Source organism: Sorangium sp. So ce375 (assembly GCF_051473855.1).
Taxonomy (GTDB): domain Bacteria; phylum Myxococcota_A; class Polyangia; order Polyangiales; family Polyangiaceae; genus Sorangium.
Genome location: NZ_CP150335.1, coordinates 12,331,958 through 12,350,890 on the forward strand (window position 1 = coordinate 12,331,958; position 18,933 = coordinate 12,350,890).

Sequence of the window (18,933 nt, forward strand, 5' to 3'; positions counted from 1 at the left end):
CTGGCGCGCGCGGGTGGACGAGCGCCGCGCCGCCGGCGACGTGCAAGGGGAACGCGAGGCCACCCTCGCCCTCGCGAGGATCCTCGCCGCGCGCGGCGTCGAGCTCGACCAGGCGACGGCGCTGGCCCGTCGGGCGCTGTCGCTGGGCGACGACCCGGCGATGAGGAGCGAGCTCGCCGGCTGGCTGGCCGGGCTGGGCGAGCCAGCCCTGGCCGCGGCGGCGCTCCGCGGCCTCCGTGACGACGCGCAGCCGCCCGGCGCGACGGCGCGGATGCTGGTGAAGATCGCGGTGCTCCTCGCGCGCGCCAGCGACGTCGCGGGCGCGGTCGACGCGCTGGAAGAGGCGAGCGAGCTCGCCCCGGACGACGCGATGGCGAGCGAGCTGCTGGGCACGATCGCGGCATGGGCGTCGGACGAGGTGTTCCCCGCGGCCGCGGCAAAGGCGTACCTGGAGGCGGCCAAGCGGCGCGAATCCGCGCGGGAGCGGGAGGCGGCGTTCGAGGATCGCCTGCGCGCCTTCGAGATCGCGCCTCACGACGACGCCGCCGCCAAGGCCATGGCCGCCGCGCTGTTCCTGCGCAGCCGGCAGGGCGCCGCCGACGAGGTGCTCCGGACGCACGCCGACGCGCTCGCGGCGCGGGCGTCTCGCGGCGAGGCCCCTGGCCCCTCCTCTCTGCGACGCGCGATGGAAGTGCACGGCCACCGGCTCCAGGGCGCGAGGAACGAGGGCGACTGGGCGCGCGCCGTCGGGTGCGTGCTCGACGCGGGCCTCGACGGGGCGATCGACGGCGACGCCGTCCGCGCGATCGACGAGGTGCTCGAGCAGGCGGGGCTCTACGAGCTCGTCGCCGCGCGGATCGAGCTCCGGGCGGAGCAGCGGATCGGGGCGTCGAGGGCCGAGGCGTACGTGGCGCTGGCGCGGCTCCACGCGGGCCCGCTCGCGAGCCCCGACCGCGCCGTGGAGGCCTGGATCGAGGCCGCTGCGAGCGACTCCGGCAGCGCGGCGGCGCGCTCCGCGCTGCGCGAGCACGCGGCGACCCTGCACGACATGGCGCCCCTCGTCGAGGCGCTCATCCGCATCGGCGAGGGCTCGGACGCGAGGGCGACGGAGGACGCGGCGGGGCGGATCGACGCGCTGTCGGAGCTCGCGCGCCTCGCGGAGGAGAAGATCGGCGACCCCGGCCTCGCGCACTGGGCGCTCGAGACGCTGAGGGGCGCCGGCGGCGACCCGGAGCTCGCGGCGGCGGGGCTCCAGCGGATCGCGGAGCGGCTCAAGGCTCAAGACGAGGCGCTCGCCGCGGCGCAGCGCGCGCTCCGCGGCGCCGACACCGCCGAGGGGCGGATCGACGCGCTCCGCCGGCTCGTCGTGATCTACCGCGGCCGCCCGAAGGAGCGCGCCGCCTACGAGGAGGCGCTCGTGGGGCTCTCGCGGGCGCTGCCGACCGACCGCGGCTGCCTGCTGGCGCTCGATCGGCTGAGCCGGCGGACCGGGGGCGGCGCCGCCCTCGACGCCCTGCTGCGCGCGCGGCTGGCCGAGGCGGCGCGGCCGGAGGCCGAGGGCGCGCGGTCCGCGAGATCCGAGGCGATCCGCGCGGCCTCGCTGACGCGGGTCGAGCTGGTGCGCGCGAGGCTCCTCCTGTCGGCGATCGCCCGGCGGCAGGGCCACGACGCCCGCGCCCTCGACGAGGTGTCGCCGCTGCTCGGCGAGGCCCCGGGGCACCGCGGCGCGGCCAGCGCGGCGCTCGTGCTGGCCACGCGGACCGGGCGCCTGCGGGAGCGCGCCGACGCGCTCGTGCAGCTCGCAGCGCCGGTCTGGCCCGCGCTGCGCGCGGTGCTGCTCTCGATCGCCGCGTCGCTCTACCAGCGGACGCAGCACGCCCGCGCGGCGGCGCTCTCGCGCGAGGTCGCGCTGCTCGCCTGCGAGGCCGATCCGTCGTGCGCCCGCGCCGTCGCCACGCTCGCCTCCATCCTGACGGCAGAGCTCGCCGCCGCCGCGGAGGCCGGCGAGCCGCCTCCGTTCGAGGTCGACCGGGCGGTGGCGGCCGCGATCGAGCGCTCCATCACCGCCGTGTTCCCGCGCGGCGCCCTCTGCGATGGCCTCGCGAGGGCGCTCGAGGCGCTCGGCGAGCTGCCGCTCGCGCTCGCGTGGACCCAGCGCTGGCTCGCGCTGCGGCCCGGGTGCCCCCAGGCGACCGCGGAGCTCATCCGCCGCGCCGCGGCCGCCGGCGACGCGGCCCGGCTCTCGGACGCGCTCGCGTGGATCCTGGCGCAGCCCAAGCCGCTCGGCGAGATGGCGGCCGCGCTGGCGAGCGCGCTGCTCGCCCTCTACGACCTCGATCCCAGCCGCGGCACGGCGCTCGCGAGGCGCTCGCTCGACGTCTTCGGCCCGCAGAACCCGCTCTTGCGCGAGCGGCTGCTGGAGCTCGCGCGCCGCGCCGGGGACCCTCACCTCGCGGTGACCGTGCTCGAGCGGTGGCTGGCCGTCGAGATCACGGCGCCGCACGCCCCCGAGCTCATGTTCATGCTCGCCGATTGCCGCCTCGACGGCGGCGATCCGGACGGGGCGGCGCAGGAGCTCGCGCGCGCCGCGGCGGTGCAGGCGGACCCTCACGAGGTCCTCGCGCGGATCCAGCGCCTCGAGTCGTCGCTGCTCGACGCGAAGGGGCTCAGCTCCGACGGCGCCATCGCGCTGGCCGCGGCGAAGGCCCGGGCGTTCACCGCGCTGGGCGCCGACGCGGCGGGGGAGGCCGCGATCGCGTGGCGCGAGCTCGGCAGCCTGCGCTGGGACCTGGCCGAGGATCACCGGGGCGCCGAGGAGGCGTTCTTCCGCGCGAGCGAGCTCGCGCCGACCGGCGGGACCGAGCGCTACGCGCGGGACATGTGCGAGTTCGCGGGCGTCGAGGCGGCGATCGACGCGATCGTCGCGCGCGCCGCCGAGGCGCGCGGCGAGACGGGGGCGCAGCCCGCCGCGGAGGAGAACAGGTGGTCGGGCGACGTCGGGCCCGAGCGACGCAGGCGCGCCAACCTGCTGATCGAGGCCGCCAACCTCGCGCACGAGCACGGCCTGCCCGAGCGCGCGCTCTCCGCGGCGGCGAGCGCGATCGAGCTCGATCCCCTCCGCGCCGACGCCGTCGCGCTCGTCGAGAAATCGGCGGATGCGGACGGCGGCGTCGTCGTCCTCGACAAGACCTACCGGCTGCTCGCCGACGCGGCCCTCGGCTGCTATGGCCGCCGCGCCGCCCATTACCGCGCGGCGCGGCAGCTGGAGCGGCGCGGCGCCTTCGAGCTCGCGCTCTCGCACGCCGTGGCCAGCTTCGAGGCGGTCCCCACCGAGGGCACCTCGTACGTGCTGCTCGCCCGGCTCGCCGAGCACGTCGGCGAGCCGTCGGACGCCGTGCGCGCGCTCGAGCGGGTGGCGGCGATGGCCGATCCGGCGTCCCGCAACGCGTGGTTGAAGCGCGCCGCGGCCCTCACGGGCCGCACGGAGGAGGGCCTCCGGCTGCGCCTCGACATCCTGCTCCGCGCGATGGTCGTGCGCCCGGATCCGGCGCTCGTCGAGGACGTCGGCGCGGCCATCCGCGATCTCGTCGCGTGCACGGGGCAGCCGGAGGTCGAGGCCATCCGCTTCGACCGCGCGGTCAAGGCGAGCATCGCGAAGCTCGACGGCCCCGAGGGCGCCCGCGCGGGGCTCGCGATGGCGCGCATCGCCGTCGAGGTCCTCGACTCGCCCGCGCTCGCGCTCGCCGCGATCGAGCGCGCGATGCTCGCCGATGGCGACGTCGACGAGTTCCAGACGCTCCTCGACATCGTCGGCGAGCTCGCGCGGCAGACCGAGCCGGCGTCGCACCTCGTCGCCGCGGTGTACGCCGCCGCGATGAGGCCGCACTCGAGCGTCGGTCCCGGTCTGCTCAGGTGGGCGAGCAAGCTCGCCGACGCCCTGAGCGTGCCGCCGGTCGCGGCGGCGCTGCTCGTGGAGGCGGCCCGGCGGGCGCCGGAGGACGACGCGCTCGCGTACGAGGCGGAGGCCGCGGTCGAGGCCAGCGGAGACGAGGCGCTGAAGCGCTCGCTGGACGACGCCTTGCCGGTCGCGCGGCGCCTCGAGGCGCTGCTGCACCTCGCCGACAAGCACGAGCGCGAGGGCCAGCGCGCCGAGGCCACCGTCGCCCTGGAACGGGCGCTCGCCGGCGGCCAGCTCCATAGCGAGGCGCGCACCGAGGTCGTCACCCGGCTCCGCCGGCTGTACGCGGCCGAACATCGCAGCGGCGATCTCGAGGCGCTCGTCCAGTCCGAGCTCGCGCGCATCGACCTGCCGGATGCCGTCCGCCTCGGGCTGACGCGCGAGCTCGCCGGCATCCTCGCCGCCAGCGGCGATGTCCACGGCGCGGTGGAGCTCCTCCTGGAGGCGGCCCAGAAGACTCCGTTCGACAGGGCGCACCTCGACGAGCTCATCCGGCTCGCCCGGAGCACCGACGATCGCCAGCGGCTCTTCGACGTGCTCACGCGCCTCCAAGGCATCTTGACCGGCGACGAGGAGCGGCTGCTCGTGCTTCGCGAGCTCGCGCCGCTCGCCCAGGAGCTCGGCGATCGCGGCGCCGCCGTGGCGCTCTACGAGGCGATCGCCCGGCTGGATCTCACCGACATGCACGCCGTCGAGGTCGTCGAGCAGGACGCGAGCGACCGCGGCGATCACGCCGCGGTCGCCGCCCTCCTCGCGCGGCGCATCGAGACGGCGCCGCTGCCTGACACGCGGCGCGCGCTGCGGCTCCGGCGCGCTGCCCTCCTCGAGCAGCGCCTCGGCCTCCTCGACGAGGCGTGCGCCGAGCTGGAGGCCCTGCTCGCGGCGTCGCCGGACGACGTGAGCGCGCTGAGGTTCCTCGCGGACATCCACGAGCGGCTCGGGACGCCGCTCCGCGCGGCCCCGCTCTGGTGCCGGCTGGGCGATCTCGCCACGACCACCGACGAGCGGGCCGAGTACAGCCTCCGCGCGTGCAGCAGCTACCTCGGCGGCGGGGATGTCGAGTCCGCGAAGGACACCCTGGAGAGCGTCGCTCGCATCGCGCCACGCGAGGCCGTGATCGAGCTCCGCGTCGAGATCGCCCGACGGGAGGGGGATGGCCACGCGCTCGCCGCGGCGCTCGATCAGCTCGCCAGCGCGTCGCGCGACGCGCCCGAGCGGCGCGCGCAGCTGCTCGTCGAGGCGGCGCGCGCCACCTCGATGCTCGGCGACGACGCCACGGCCCTCGAGCGCGCTCGCCGCGCCGTGAAGCTCGCCCCGGAGTCTCCCGACGCCGTCCTCGAGGCGCGCCGCATCGAGTATCGCCTCCGCGGGACGGGGACGCCGCGCGACGCGCAGGCCGCGGTGGAGGAGCTCGGCCGCATCGCGCCGCGCCTTCGCCCGGCGCACGTCGACCTGCACGCGTTCCTGCTCGCCGAGACGCTCGATGTCATCCAGGGCCACGGCGCCGGCATGCGGGAGCTGACCCGGCGCCACGCCGAGGTCGGCCCGAGCACGCTGGTCGCGCTCGGCATGGCGGAGCGCCTGGCCATGAAGCGGAACTTCTCGGCCGCCCTTCCGCTGTTCGATCGCGCGCTCGGCGGCGATCTCCAGGGCATGCGCGCGCGCGGTCGGGTCGCGCTCGCCGCCGCCGAGACCGCTCAGAACGCCGGCGATCTCGAGGCGGCCGCGCGCCTGCTCGAGGAGGCCGCGGCGGAGCCGGAGACGCGCACGCTCGCGCTGCGTCGCCAGCTGGAGCTCACGGCGGCTCGAGGCGAGCCCGAGGCCGCCCGGAAGGCGCTCGAAGAGCTCGCCGCCCAGAGCTCGGGGATCGACCGCGCGCGCGCCCTGATGCAGCTCGCGCGTCTGCATGCGCCGAGCGATCCGGATCGCGCAGCGCAGATCCTCTCGCAGGCCACGGTGCTCGCGGGCTCGGATCGCTCGCTCGGGCTGAAGATCGCAGAGCTGAACGCCGAGCTCGCCAGCGAGCGGGCGACGCTGCCCCCCGACGAAGTTTCCCAGGCTGCGGCGCTCCGGGGAGCCGCCGCGGAGCTGGCCCAGGCAGCACCTGAGGCGCCGCCCAGCGCGGCGTCGGCGTCGAGCGGCGCCGGGCCAGCGAGCAGCCGAGCGCCGTCGAGCGGCGCCGGGCCAGCGAGCAGCCGAGCGCCGTCGAGCGCCGCCGGGCCCGCCAGCAGCCGCGCGCCGTCGAGCGGCGTCGGGCCCGCGAGCAGCCGAGCGCCGTCGAGCGGCGCCGGGCCAGCGAGCAGCCGAGCGCCGTCGAGCGGCGTCGGGCCCGCGAGCAGCCGCGCGCCGTCCAGCACGAGCGCTCCGGCCTCGAGCAACCCGCACATCGATCTCGTCGAGCTCAACGACCCGCTCGACGAGTCGCTGATCGCCGGCGACGCGTCTCAGCCCACCTCTCCCGAGCTGTCGGACGACGATCTGCTCGATGGAACGGCGATCACCGCGGCCCCGCAGGCGCCGTCCCCGAGCGCTGCGCCGAGCGCTTCGGGGAGCGGCCCCGCGCGCGGCGGCGCCGCGTCGGACCGCTCCAGCGTCGCTGCGCAGCACGCCGGGCCGCCGGCCTCTGCCCCGGTGTCGATCCAGCCGCCCTCCTCTGCGACGCGGCTCGTGACGGCGTGGTCGCCGTCCGCTGCCGAGAGCTTCGAGGAGGCCGCGCTCTTCCGCGAGCTCGCCGCGGGCTCGTACGACGCTGGCGAGCGGCTCATAAAGAGCTTCGCTCCGCGCGACGATCGCTCTCGCGAGGCGCTGGCGGTCCGACGGATGCAGGCCCACCTGCGCCTCGGCGACCGGGGCACGCTCGAGCGCCTCCAGGCGGCCGCGATCGCCGACAAGAACATGACCTACGCCCGCGCCATCGAGCACGTGCTGCGCGCCTTCGACGGCGACGAGCCGTCCGACCGGCCCGGCGATGGCGTCGTCACGCCCCCGCCCCTCGCCGCGCAGCGCGACGCGCCGGAGCTCGTGAGCGCGCTGCTCTTCCGCGACCTGGAATCGCCGGTCAACGAGGCGCTCGCGATCGTCTGGGAGACGGGCCTCTACCGCCGCGACGCAGGCCAGGCGGGGCTCGTCGCCTCCGAGCGGATCCAGCCGACGTCGCCCACCCTCCTCGGGGAGATCTACGGCGTCATGGCCGCTCACTTGGGCCTCTTGCGCACCGCGCTCTTCCACCAGCGCGCGCCCTCGACCGCGCCGTCGCCGCCGGAGGGGCAGGTCATCCGCGTCAACCCGCCGGCCCTGCTGCTGCGCGGCGACGTCCGCGAGGACACCCCGGAGCTGCGTTACCTGCTCGGCGCTCAGCTCGCTGGCGCCATGCCCGACCACGTCCTGGTGAACACCAGCTCCGAGGATGAGCTGCGGACGCTGCTCGCCGCCATCGTCGCCGCGTTCGGTCCTCTGGAGGCCACGGCGCACAGCGCCCGCGGCAACCCGGCCGTCGTGCGGCTCGAGCAGAACCTCTGGCAGCTCATCCCCCCGCGCGCAGAGCGTCGCCTCCGCGAGATCTGCGACAGCGCCAACAAGATCACCTACGAGGGGGCGATCAAGACGACCCGCACCGCGATGCGCCGCGCTGGCCTCTTCGCCTCGGGCAACATCGCCACGGCCGTGCGCGCCACCATCAAGGAGCGGGGTCTGGAGCTGGCGGTGCCGCTCTCCGACCCGGAAGGGCTCGCCGCGGCCTGCGCGGCGGTCCCCGAGATCGCCGATCTCGTACGCCTCGCGACGCGGATGGAGTACGCCGAAGCGCGATGGCAGCCTGGTACCGTGCCTTCACTCCGGCGGGTCGATACGGGCGGCTCGCGCTTCCGTGCAGGCACGTAGGCGTCGCGGCACCCACCGCATGGACGTCGGTGGCGTCATGCTCCCTGAAGACCTGGCGTCCCCGCAGCGCCGACCGGAGCCCTGTCGTACCCTGTCCCACCTGGAGGCTCCCGTGGGCACGCCCGTGCTTCTCCGGGTCGCGATGATTGCGGGGTGGCCGCATCGGTGCATTCGTCTCGACAGGACAGCGCTGTCACAGCGTCGCCGCCGGTTGCGCGGCGCCCCGCCGAGCGGATGCACGCCACGCGCTGCCCGGAACGCGGTCCGGCCTTTGGCACGAACATCGCCTTCTCGCCCTGGGGTGATTTTCCCCTGCGCCTGCTCGGGTGCGGACCCATTCGGGCACCGAGCCTCGCTCTCATCAGCTCGGCGGCTGTCGGTCGCCAGCGTCTCTGCGGAGCCCCAGCGCGCTCCCACCGCACTGCGACGCGGGCGGCTCGCCCTCCGCGCCGGGCGTGCCGCGCCCTCGGCGAGGAGGGCGCGGTGAGCGCGCGACTCCTCGGGTGCGCTGCGCTGCTCGCCTGCCTACCGGCCTCGGTGGCCTGCAGCATTCCCCTCGAGATGGCGGAGTCCGCCCCCATGAACGCCTGCGACAGGTCGGTCGAGTGTGGCCCTGGGGCGACCTGCGCCGATGTCAACGGCCAACGCGCGTGCGTCTCGACCAGCGCGGACCTCGATGGGCTCATCCTCGAGATCCGGCCGCACGCCTCGCCCGAGCTGGGTGCGGAGGTCTCCCATCTCCTCGCCATCGACGCAGGGAAGGGCTTCCCCCCGCTCGACCCTGGCGGGCAGGTGCACTCCCTCGATCTCACGATCCCCGTTCCCGCGCGCGTGGACGCCACGGTGCGCCTCGGCGGTTCCTATTGCGAGGACCGCTTCACCGGCGGGCAGTTCCCCCTGAAGGTCGAGTTCCGGCGCATCGCGCCCATCCAGGGCCTGCCCACCCAGAGCTACTCGACGCTCTCGGAGCCAAAGGGTGACGGCCAGAGGTTCCAGCTCGCGATCCCTGCAGGCGACTACCGCATCTCGCTGATGCCGCAGGCGAACGCCGACTGCCAGGACGACATCCCTCCGCCGATCTTCCTGCCGAACCAGGCGGTCCCCGAGCAGTGGACGCTCGGCATCAACGCTGAGCCGCCCGCCGTGCTCCAGGGCAGCTTGCAGGTGCCGGAGGGCATGCGCGTCGACGGCTGGAAGCTCGATCTCGTCGACCGGCAGACCGGCAGCGCCCTCTCCCAGGTCGGCCTCCTCGAACAAGCCGAGCCGGGCCCGCCGGCGACCGCGACGCAGGTCGCGTTCAGCGTGAAGTACTACTGGACCGACGCGAAAAGGATTCCGCTCATCCGGCTGCGTCCGAAGGACGGAGAGCCGCGGCCCACGGTCTTCTGGGATCTCGCAGCGGTCGCGCTCCAGGGCTCCACAGGGAACCTGGATCTATCGCTCCTCCAGCTCGACGCGGCGGCGCGCCGCGTCGAAGGTCAAACACACGACGCGAACGGCAACCCGGTGCTCTCCGCCGTCCGCATCCAGAGCGCCAACATCGACAGGGCGCCGACCGCCGCCTACAAGCTGGACACCGAGACGGACGCGAACGGCCTCTTCCGTGTCGACCTTCCGCCGGGCGAGTACGTCCTCTTCGCGCAGCCGATCAACGACACCACCAAGGCGACCGCCAAGCAGCCGCTCAAGTTCGCCGCGGGCGACGACTGCTACTGCGGTCAGTCGGTCGTCATCCCCGAGGCCGGGACGCTGCGCGGCCGCGTCCAGGGGCCCGCGGGCGAGTTGATGGATGGCGCGAGCGTGTTCGCGGTCCCTTCCCGTAGCCAGGTCACGGCCTACCTGGGCCAGGTGCTGAGGCCCGAGCCGCTGCTGCCCCGGCAGGCGTCCGGGGTCCTCCGCAACGGCGCGTTCTCGATGGGCGTCGACCCCGGCGAGTTCGACTTCTCGGTCCGCCCGACCCCGGGCTCCGCCTACCCGTGGCTCGTCCGGCCGCGCCTTACGGTCTCAGCGATGGATGCCGCGGTCGCCGACCTCGATCTCGCCATGTCGTACCCGGCCGTCCTCCAAGGCGTCGTCCGCGACGCGTCCGGCGCCCGGCTCGGCGACGCCGCGATCGTGGCCTGGCTCCCGATCGGGAGCGCGACCGAGAGCGGGAACGCGCAGGAGCCGGTCACGAGGGGCATCCAGATCGGCGAGACCCGGTCGGCGGCCGATGGCTCCTATGTGCTGCCGCTCCCCCCATCGACGTCTCGGTGAAGTCGGAGCGAAAAAGGGCGGTACCAGCTCAGCGCGGAGCGAGATAGGCTAACGCCCGTGGCGCAGTCGACGCGCGGTGGGACATCGGAGCCTTCAACCGAGGATGGCCTGACCCTCGCGCCTCCTCTGCACGGCGATCTGGGACAGCGCGCCGAAGAGGAGCGCGCGAGCGGGGCCTCACTTCCGTCGGCACAGGAGCTCGCGGTCGCGCTGCACGAGGTCTCCAACGCGCTCACGGTGATCGTGGGCTGCATCGAGCGCGCACAGGGCGAGCAAGGCCCCGAGCTGGGCCGTGCGCTCGGCGTCGCCGCCTCCCGCGCGCGCGACGCTCGCCGCCTGATCCGGCGGGCCATCGGGGCCGAGGGGCGTCCGGCCGGCGACAGCGAGGTCGCGTCGAGGCCGCTGGAGGAGGCGGCGCGCCCGCTCGCCGACGTCATCGACGACGCCGTGACCGGGCTCGAGCCCGAGGCGCGCCGCTCGGCGATAGCGCTGCGCGCGGCGATCGATCCCGCGGTCGCGCGGACCTGCGTGAGCAACGGCGCTGCGGTCGTGCAGATCTTGACGAACCTGCTGCTCAACGCCGTGGCGCTTTCGCCCCGTGGGTCGACCGTCCGCGTCGATGCCAGGCTGCACGGCGCCGCGGTCGTCGTCGGTGTCGCGGACCAGGGCCCCGGCGTCCCGCCGTCGCGCCGAGCGACGCTGCTGAGCTCCGGCGTCTCGACGCGGCCTGGCGGAGCGGGCATCGGTCTCCGGCACTCCGCAGCGCTCGCCAGCGCTGCCGGCGGCGCGCTCTCGCTCGTGCCTTCGGAGGAGGGCGCTCGCTTCGAGCTGCGCTGGCCGATCGAGGACACCTCGCCCGCCGACGTCCCGATCGGCGAAGCAGGAGCCGAGGGAGCGCCGCCTGCGCCGCGGAGCATGACGTCGCCGCTGCCCGGGACGGTCCTCGAGGGCGTCAGGATCCTGGTGGTCGAGGACGACGAGGCGGTGGTGGATCTGCTCGATACGGCGCTCACCGCTCGTGGCGCGAGCATCGTCAGCGTCCAGAGCGCGGTCGAGCTCCCGGGAGCTCTCGCCTCCGGGCCGTTCCAGGCTGCGCTGCTCGACATCTCCCCGATCGAGCAGGACGTTCTCGGCACCGTCTCCGCCGTGCGCAGGGCCAACCCGGACGTGCGGCTCGTGGTCATCTCTGGCAGCGCCGGCGCCGACCCTCTCCCCGCGAACTCCGGCGTGTCCTGGGTGCGCAAGCCGTTCGAGATCCGCGAGATCGTCGAGGCGCTCGTCCGCTGAAGCGCCCTCGGGGGAGGGGGTGCTGCGGCGCACCGCGGGTGGGGCGCGCTCGTCGTGAGCGCTCCTGGTCGCCCGGCGCGGACGCGCTCCGGTGGCGCGGCGCTGGCGCGGCGAAGCCGAGGCATCCGGCGATCAGCCGAGGCCGCCACACCGGGCTGAGCGGCGCGGGCGCTGCGTCGTGTGACGACGTTGTGAGGATTAGCTTGACTTCCCCGGCCAGCTGGGTAGGTTCCGTCCCGCAACCGCGCTCGCGAAGGTGGCGGAATTGGCAGACGCACTAGCTTGAGGTGCTAGCGGGTAACACCGTGGGGGTTCAAGTCCCCCCCTTCGCACTCCCTGTTTCTCTCTCTCGACGCATCGTTCTCCACTCCTTGTGTGCACCTGGCCGAGCGCAGTTTCGGTCAGCCCGTGTGTGGTACCAGCGGCGCCGTCCTTGGTGGCGTGACGAGGCCGCTCGGTTCTGGAGATCGCGTCTGAATCTCGACGGCTTGCCCTCGCACCGCTGAGCGGTCGTCTGTGTCCAGCTAGCGTCCTCGGCCTGAATCAGCGAGCCGTCGGCCCAGGTCTCGCACCGCTGAGCGGTCGTCTGTGTCCAGCTAGAGGCACGGCGACGCACGCGGGCAGCGCGCGCCGTGTGGGGAGTGGAGCTCCGGGAGCGCGCGCCAAGGCCGAACGCCTGTTCGGGGCGGATGAGACGCGAGTGCGCGGGCGGCGTGCAAAGGCCTCAACCTGGCGGTTGACCTCGGAGACGAGGTCGCCACGGTCGATTTCGCTACTCGCACTGAGAATTGGGGGCGCTCGATCGGAATGCTCTCTCGGAGAAGGCGGCGCGCGATGGGGCGACGGACGCTTGACCGCCGTGCCACGAGAGGGTGCTATGGGTGACAAATGAGACGACGCCGTGCTGGGTAAGCCAGCAGGGCGGCAGCTCTCCCTCGATGGCGCGAGATGAACCGTGCGGATTGGCATCTTGCGAGAGTGCTTGTCGCGAGCGCGGATCACGCGATCGTGCGTGACGGCGCTGTCGTTTCTCACTGCAAGCATGGCTTTCGCGCAACCAGGCCGTGCCGACCCACCTCGGCTCAACGATGGCGGGACTCCAGCGAAGGCCGAGCGCGTGCCCGACATCGAACTCCAGGAGCTGATCCGCCTGGGAGACGTCGCCCGCGACCAGGGGAGGTGGGCGCGGGCAGAAGAGGCCTATTACCTCGCGTACAGGCTCGGCGCCGGCGGTAGGGCCCGTTGCGAGTGGGGAATGGCGCTGCTCGCCCTCCGGCGGCACGTCGACGCCGCCATGGCCATCGACCGATGCCTCAACGATCCCGGCGCAGGAACAGCGGAGCAGCGGCGCCGGTACACGGACGGCCTCGAGAGAGCGCGGCGCGAGGTGGGCCAGATCGACATCGACTTGAGCCATCCGGGCGCGCTGGTCACGGTCGGCGGGGAGGTTCGGGACAAGGACGCATCGACGACCGGCTACCTGTACGTCGAGCCCGGCACCCACACGATCAAGGCCACGCTCCCCGGGTTCCTCGATGTCGAGCAAACCGTCCAGGTGGAGAAGGGGAAGGCGGTCCAGGTCGTGCTCCGGTTCGTCGAGAAGCCCAAGGAGGCGCCGGCGCCCGCCCCTCGGGCTTCGACCCGGCCCCCGATCCGCAAGAAGGCCGTTGTCAAGGCCCCTGCCAAGCCCCTGGTCCAACCGGCTCCGCCCGGACCGTTCGACGGCATTGCCTTACCGTGGAGGACACGACGCTGCCGTAGCGCGGTCGGGCTGTTTGGCGCACAGAGGCTCTCGCCATGGCCGAACGATTCGACGCCCGCGGCGCGGCCGAACTCTCCCACCGCGACCTGGAGCGCGGGCTCATCGAGCCGCGCCGTCGTCGAGGAGTGGCCTCTCGACGCCAGGCTGCGGGTCGTAGCGGGCGGCGCCGTCCTCCGACGCTTCCACCGTCTCGTTGGCATGTCCACCGGGAGACGGGTGGCACCCATCTTTTGTTGGATGGCACGTCCACCAGGAGACGGGTGCAACCCACCTTTTGTGAAGGCATGTCCACCGCGGAGACGGGTGCCACCCGTCTTTTTGTGGAGGCACGTCCACCGGGAGACGGGTGGCACCCATCTTTTGTTGGGGGCACGTCCACCAGGAGACGGGTGCTACCCATCTTTTTGTGGAGGCGCGTCCACCGGGAGACGGGTGCCACCCATCTCCCGCGTGGACGAGGCCGATCACCCGGACGGGTTCACGGCGTGTCGACCGCCCCGGGCGAGGGCGCCGGGACGGCTTCGGGCTTCCTGGCGGGGGCCCTTCGACGGGACCGCGCGAGGTCGTCGACCATCTCGACGTAGGGCGCCAGCAGGAATGCGGCCAGCGCCTCGCTCCCCGGGATCTCCGGATCGGCGTGGCTCTCGATCTTCTGGGTGTGCCGGCGTGAGATGAGCCCATGTCTCGGCGCGGCCGTGCAAGATGGAGAGGAAGCGGAGACGAGGGAAGCGCAACGCAGTGCCATGAGCCGCAACGGATTGCGCCGTTGCGCAACGCTTGCCCGGTGCGGCAGGAGGGGTTGTGTGTCGAAGCCGACCGCCTCTGCGAAGATGCTCGCGGACGTCGCCGCGGCCCAGGAACAACCCCCTCGGCACATCGGCGGTGCGGTTCGCCTTCCGGGGCCGGTCGGACATCGTGCGTGAGGTGACCAGCGCGCATGGCCGGCGGCGCCGGGCCGAGTCCGCGCGCCGGGCGAAGAAGAAGGTCGACGCGCCGCTGCCTCCGGTGAGCCCGATCCGAAGCGGCCATAGCCCGCCGTCCCGCCCCGAGCGCCACGGCCCGGAACAGCCCGTCGGCGCGGAGCAACAAGGCATCGCGGCCGTTGCTCCCCGTCGGCCGGCAACCGCTCGATCCGGGGGGCACGCGTCACCAGGCTTTCTCTCTCGTTTTTGAGCAGGGCAAGGCGTAGGCTGAGCGCCATGAAAGCAGCGGCACTCGCGCTCTCGCTCCTGGCGGTGCCAGGCTGCGGCTCTGCTGGCACGCGTGCTCGGCATGGGCAGCCCGATCCCTCAGCGAGCGCCGAGGTGGTCGGAGAGGTGCAGCTTGAAGCGGAACTGCACCGGCTCGATCTGCTTGAGGCCGAGATTTACGCTCCTTTCCGGTCCGCGGCCCCCGGCCATCCGGTCGATCGTTGCAATGACGGCGATAGCGAGGTGATGTCCAGGATGCTGGCCTTTGGGCTCATCGTGGGGAAGCAGGAGAAGAAGGCCGCGGACAGGAAATACTATGCTCTGTTGCAGACAGGGACGCCAGAGGAGCTGTTTCCGGCGATCTACTTGCGGAGGTACTATTTTGAAGGTCTCCTGGAGTGTGTTCGTGGTCTGACCGGCGCAGGACCCCGCAAGGCGAGAGAGGAGCATCACGTCTCGATCCTCACGCAGTCGAATTTCGACGCTGAAACCAGTCGCGGGCTCGTTCTGGTGGATTTCTCGACCCACTGGTGCGCACCTTGCAAACTCATGGCGCCCGAGCTGGAGAAGCTCGCGCGTGATCATCGAGGAGCGATCCGGGTCGCGAGGTTGACCGCCGATCGGCACCAGGAGCTGATCGAGAGGTTTGACCTCACGACCTTCCCGACGCTGGTCCTTCTGAAGGATGGAAATGAGGTGGCGCGGCTCGGTAAGTATCGCACCTATCAGGAGCTGCTAAAATGGATTCGTGATGCGCTGCCGGACCAGAGCTCGTCCTGGAGCGGGCATCCGACCCAGGGGGGCCAAGTTCCTGCCCCCGACAACGAGTAATTCGCGCTCGTCAGCTCTTCATTCATCGCCCGCATCGACATCCTCGTCGGATGGCAGGCCTCCCGGCTGATCGCCTTCGTTTGACGGCGCATCAGGCTCCTTCGCTCCGTCTTCATCGCCGTGATCATCTGCCTGCTCTCCGTCCTCGCAGACGTAGCGGCACTCGTTGTTAGGATCGTGCCAGTCGCAACCCTTCTCCGGTGCTAGAGGGCACGGTGCGGCGCAGCCTGCCCAAGGGATAGCGAGAGCACAGAGGAACGTTGTGATGTCAAGCAGCTTTCTCATGGCAGCCTCCATGCTTTGGGCATCTGAAGCGGTGTCGGCCTGCTTTTGACAGCGCTCGATGTGCCGTGGCCCCGTGCCCCGCGGTCCCCAGCGACACCCCCGACTCGCATGGTACATGAGCTCGCTGGTTCGGAGCAAGCGGCGATGCCGCCGAAGCGTGAAGCGACCGGGGCGATGCAGCGCTTTTGCGATCACTCACTATGTTCTGCGCCCTCGCTCGCCGGTGCGGGGCGCCGGTTCAGTCACGACACATCGCGGCCGCAGTGGACGTAGAGGACGCGAGAAAGACGCGTACGCCCATAAAGCTAGAGAAAGCGCGCGCGACGCTCGCGGGCACGTGGGTTGCTTTAGTCGTCGGGCTCGACCTGTACAGTGGCGCGATAGGCCGCTCGAGATCGCCGCGCCGACGCTGCCGGAAATGCCAGGGCGCTCGCTCCCTCACCGCCTCGAACGGCCACCCCGACACCCGTGCGCCTGAGGCGCCCGCATCAGGTGTCGCACCCGCGAGCACGGCAGCAGCGCAGAGGCGCATGAGCGCCTCTGCGTCGCGCTGCCGCGAGCTCGGCCCTCCCGCGCGATCCGGACCGGGCACACCTGCGGCTCTTCGCGCGAGCGCTCCACGCGCTCGAGGCAAGCCGGCGGCCGCTTAGTCACCGGCTCCGAGGCGCAGCGCTCGCGACGGTCGTCATCGGCGGGATCCTCTCCTCCACCACGCTCGCGCTGCTCGCCCTGCCGGTCCTCTACCGGTCGACCCATCGACAGGAACCACCTAAGGTTCCGGGAACCCCTGAGAGTTTTACGTGAATCGACCCTGGCTCGCCCTTGTTCTCTACGGGATCTACCTTGCGCTCGCGTTCGGATGGCGCTCGCTCAGGCAGCGCCGCGCGACAGGATCGACGGGCTTCCGCGGCCTCTCGGGGCCACCCGGGTCGCTGCCGTGGCTCGGCGGCGTGCTGTTCGCGCTCGCGCTCGCCCTGGGCGCGCTGGCCCCCGTCGCGGAGCTCGCGGCCTGGATCGGGCCGCTCGCCGATCCGAGCCCGCCCCTCGTCGTCGCCGGCGCGGCCATGACGATCTCGGGGACGCTGGGCACGCTCTGGTCGCAGGGCGCGATGGGCGCGTCCTGGCGCATCGGCGTCAGCGAGGCGGAGCGCACGGGCCTCGTGACCGGAGGTCCGTTCGCCGTGGTGCGGAACCCCATCTTCAGCTTCATGATGCTGGCCGCGCTCGGGCTGCTGCTGGTCCTCCCGAACGCGGCCGCGCTCGCCTCGTTCGTCGCGCTGGTCATCGCGATCGAGCTGCAGGTCCGCTTGGTCGAGGAGCCGTACCTCTTGCGCGCCCACGGCGGCGCGTACGCGGCCTACTGCGCGAAGGTGGGCCGCTTCCTGCCCGGGATCGGCCGAGGGAGCGCGCCGCCGCCGCCCTGACGCCCCTCAGCTCGCCAGGGGCAGCGAGAAGTGGATCGTCGTCCCCTGGCCCGGGGCGCTCTCGACCGCCATGGTCCCGTGGTGCGCCTCGACGATGCCGCGCGCGATGTACAGGCCGAGCCCGGCCCCGGTGCGCGACTCTTGCGAGGCCTTCCAGTAGCGATCGAAGAGGTGCGGCAGGTGCTCGGGCGGGATGCCCGGGCCCGTATCGGCCACCGAGAAGCGCGCGCTGTCAGCGGTCCGGCAGAGCGACACGCTCACGACGCCGCCCCTCGGCGTGAATTTCAGCGCATTGCCGAGCAGGTTCGAGAAGACCTGGAGCACGCGATCCCGATCGGCGAGGACCTCCAGACCCGCGTCGACGAGCCCCTGCGTCACCCGGCAGCCCTTGGCCTCCGCGAGCGACGCGGCGGCGTCGAGCGCCTCGCGGACGAGCGCCCCGCCGCGATCCACCCTCGGCGACACCACGAGCCGCCCCGCCTCGATGCGCGACGCGTCGAGCAGATCCTCGATGAGCCGCGTCATGCTCTGGATGCCGCGGTCCATGCGATCGACGAGCTGGACGGCGTCGTCGTCGTCGCCGTCCTTCCGCTGGAGCAGATCGCTCCGCAGCAGCGACGACGTGATCGCGATCGTGTTGAGCGGGTTCCGGAGATCGTGCGACACGATCGCCAAGAGGTCGTCCCGGGCGCGCGTCGCGGCCTGCGCCTCGTTGTACAGCCGCGCGTTCTCGAGGGCGACGGACGCCGACTGCGCGAGCTGGGTGAGCAGCACCTCGTCGCTCTCCACGAACGGGCCGTCGCGCCGATCGAGCAGCTGGATGCTCCCGATGCACTGGCCGTCCCGGCCGCGCAGCGGCGCCGCGAGGAGCGAGCGCGGGTGGAGCTCCGCCGGCGAGCGCGAGAGCACGTCGACGCACGTCGGATCGCTCGCGATCTCGTCGCCCGTCAGCCGGACGCTCGTGCTCCTCCGCTCGATCAGCCCGAGCGCGACCTCGCGGATGCCGTCGCGGTCCTGCCGCGCGGCGTACTCCTCGGACAGCGAGACGCCCGTCAAAGGCCGCTGCGCCACGCCCCGCGCCGCCAGCCGCGAGGCCGCCACGCTCGCGTCGAGCAGCGCGCGCGCCTCGTCGGTGGTGCGCTGGATCAGCTCGTTCAGCGAGAGCGACCGGTGGATCCGCAGCGTCGCCTCGGTGAGCTGCGCGAGCTGGTTCGCGTGGCGCGCGAGCGCCCTGCGCGCCTCGTCCTCGCGGCGCTCCGCCTCGCTCAGGCGCAGGACGTGGCGCAGGCTCTGCACCAGCCGCTCGGGCGTCAGCAGGTTCTTCGGCACGTAGTCCGCCGCGCCCCGCTTCATCAGATCGACCGCCAGCGACTCGTCTCCCTGCCCGGTCAGCATGATGAACGGCGCCGTGAGCTTCGCCTTGCGCGCCGCCTCGATCACCGCGAGCCCGTCGCCCCCGGGCAGGTAAAAATCGAGCAGCACGCAGTCGATCTGCTGCTCGTACAGCACCGCGAGCGCCGAATCGACGGAATCGGCCTCCCTGATCTCGGCGTCGACGCGGCCGCTGCGCAGCGCTCGCAAGATCGCGATCCGATCGACCGTGTCGTCGTCGACCACGAGGAGGCGAACCGACCTAGGGTTCAAGGCATCTCCACGAGCGTCCAGTACCGGTTCAGCGCCGTCATGAGCTCGACAAAGCTCATGAACGTCACCGGCTTGAGCAGGTAGCCGGCGACGTTCAGATCGTACGCGTCCACCTTGTCGCGATCGTCGTTCGAGGTCGTCAGCACGACGACGGGCGTCGCCCGCAGCGAGACGTCGGCCCGGAGCTCGCGGAGGAACTCGATGCCGTTCATCCTGGGCATGTTCAGGTCGAGCAGGACGAGGCGCCGATCCCTGGGCACCTGGTTGCCGCGCAGCAGATCGAGCCCCTCCACGCCGTCGCCCGCCACCCAGAGCGGGTTCGTGATCTTGCCCCTCTCGAACGCCCTCCGGACGTTCATCACGTCGACGGTGTCGTCCTCGACTAGGATAATATTCAGGATTTTACCGTCCATCCTC

Annotated in this window: 9 protein-coding genes, 1 tRNA gene and 1 pseudogene; 7 read left to right on the forward strand and 4 right to left on the reverse strand. The window is 72.8% G+C overall.

Annotated elements, in window-relative coordinates:
- The first annotated feature begins 13 nt into the window (after positions 1-13).
- The 5 genes and pseudogenes from WME90_RS45830 to WME90_RS45850 all read left to right on the forward strand — a co-directional run.
- Positions 14-7,837 carry a tetratricopeptide repeat protein gene (locus WME90_RS45830; protein WP_437278424.1) on the forward strand — a complete coding sequence of 2,608 codons (7,824 nt, stop codon included), beginning with the start codon at positions 14-16 and terminating at the stop codon, positions 7,835-7,837.
- Positions 7,838-8,320: 483 nt separating this feature from the next.
- A complete protein-coding gene (locus tag WME90_RS45835) occupies positions 8,321-10,093 on the forward strand; it encodes a carboxypeptidase-like regulatory domain-containing protein (RefSeq protein ID WP_437278425.1) in 1,773 nt (590 codons plus the stop codon).
- A 57-nt stretch (positions 10,094-10,150) separates the two neighbouring features.
- Positions 10,151-11,380: an ATP-binding response regulator gene (locus WME90_RS45840; protein WP_437278426.1), complete on the forward strand. Its 1,230-nt coding sequence runs from the start codon at positions 10,151-10,153 to the stop codon at positions 11,378-11,380.
- A gap of 250 nt (positions 11,381-11,630) precedes the next feature.
- Positions 11,631-11,712, forward strand: a tRNA-Leu gene (locus WME90_RS45845).
- Between the two features lie 962 nt (positions 11,713-12,674).
- A pseudogene (locus WME90_RS45850) lies at positions 12,675-12,968 on the forward strand (PEGA domain-containing protein); the annotation flags it as partial.
- A gap of 652 nt (positions 12,969-13,620) precedes the next feature.
- On the opposite strand, the gene WME90_RS45855 reads toward WME90_RS45850, so the two are convergent.
- On the reverse strand, positions 13,621-13,887 hold the full coding sequence (locus WME90_RS45855) for a hypothetical protein (RefSeq protein ID WP_437283771.1): 267 nt from the start codon (positions 13,885-13,887) through the stop codon (positions 13,621-13,623).
- Positions 13,888-14,341: 454 nt separating this feature from the next.
- Here WME90_RS45855 and WME90_RS45860 point away from each other — a divergent pair, with 454 nt between their 5' ends.
- Positions 14,342-15,163, forward strand: a complete 822-nt coding sequence (locus WME90_RS45860; RefSeq protein WP_437278427.1) for a thioredoxin family protein — start codon at positions 14,342-14,344, stop codon at positions 15,161-15,163.
- An 18-nt stretch (positions 15,164-15,181) separates the two neighbouring features.
- On the opposite strand, the gene WME90_RS45865 is transcribed toward WME90_RS45860, so the two are convergent.
- Positions 15,182-15,448 carry a hypothetical protein gene (locus tag WME90_RS45865; protein WP_437278428.1) on the reverse strand — a complete coding sequence of 89 codons (267 nt, stop codon included), beginning with the start codon at positions 15,446-15,448 and terminating at the stop codon, positions 15,182-15,184.
- Between the two features lie 800 nt (positions 15,449-16,248).
- Between WME90_RS45865 and WME90_RS45870 the strand changes: the two genes are divergently transcribed.
- A complete protein-coding gene (locus WME90_RS45870; RefSeq protein ID WP_437278429.1) occupies positions 16,249-16,872 on the forward strand; it encodes a methyltransferase family protein in 624 nt (207 codons plus the stop codon).
- Between the two features lie 6 nt (positions 16,873-16,878).
- On the opposite strand, the gene WME90_RS45875 is transcribed toward WME90_RS45870, so the two are convergent.
- Positions 16,879-18,516, reverse strand: a complete 1,638-nt coding sequence (locus WME90_RS45875; protein ID WP_437278430.1) for an ATP-binding protein — start codon at positions 18,514-18,516, stop codon at positions 16,879-16,881.
- Positions 18,513-18,929: a response regulator gene (locus WME90_RS45880; RefSeq protein WP_012241324.1), complete on the reverse strand. Its 417-nt coding sequence runs from the start codon at positions 18,927-18,929 to the stop codon at positions 18,513-18,515. The genes WME90_RS45875 and WME90_RS45880 overlap by 4 nt, the downstream gene beginning before the upstream one ends.
- Positions 18,930-18,933: the final 4 nt, after the last annotated feature.

Bases quoted from the DNA above. Each gene is read 5' to 3' on its own strand.
- WME90_RS45865 (WP_437278428.1), bottom strand. From the start codon at position 15,448: ATGAGAAAGCTGCTTGACATCACAACGTTCCTCTGTGCTCTCGCTATC.
- WME90_RS45880 (WP_012241324.1), bottom strand. From the start codon at position 18,929: ATGGACGGTAAAATCCTGAATATTATCCTAGTCGAGGACGACACCGTC.
- WME90_RS45855 (WP_437283771.1), bottom strand. From the start codon at position 13,887: ATGGCACTGCGTTGCGCTTCCCTCGTCTCCGCTTCCTCTCCATCTTGC.
- WME90_RS45860 (WP_437278427.1), top strand. From the start codon at position 14,342: ATGAAAGCAGCGGCACTCGCGCTCTCGCTCCTGGCGGTGCCAGGCTGC.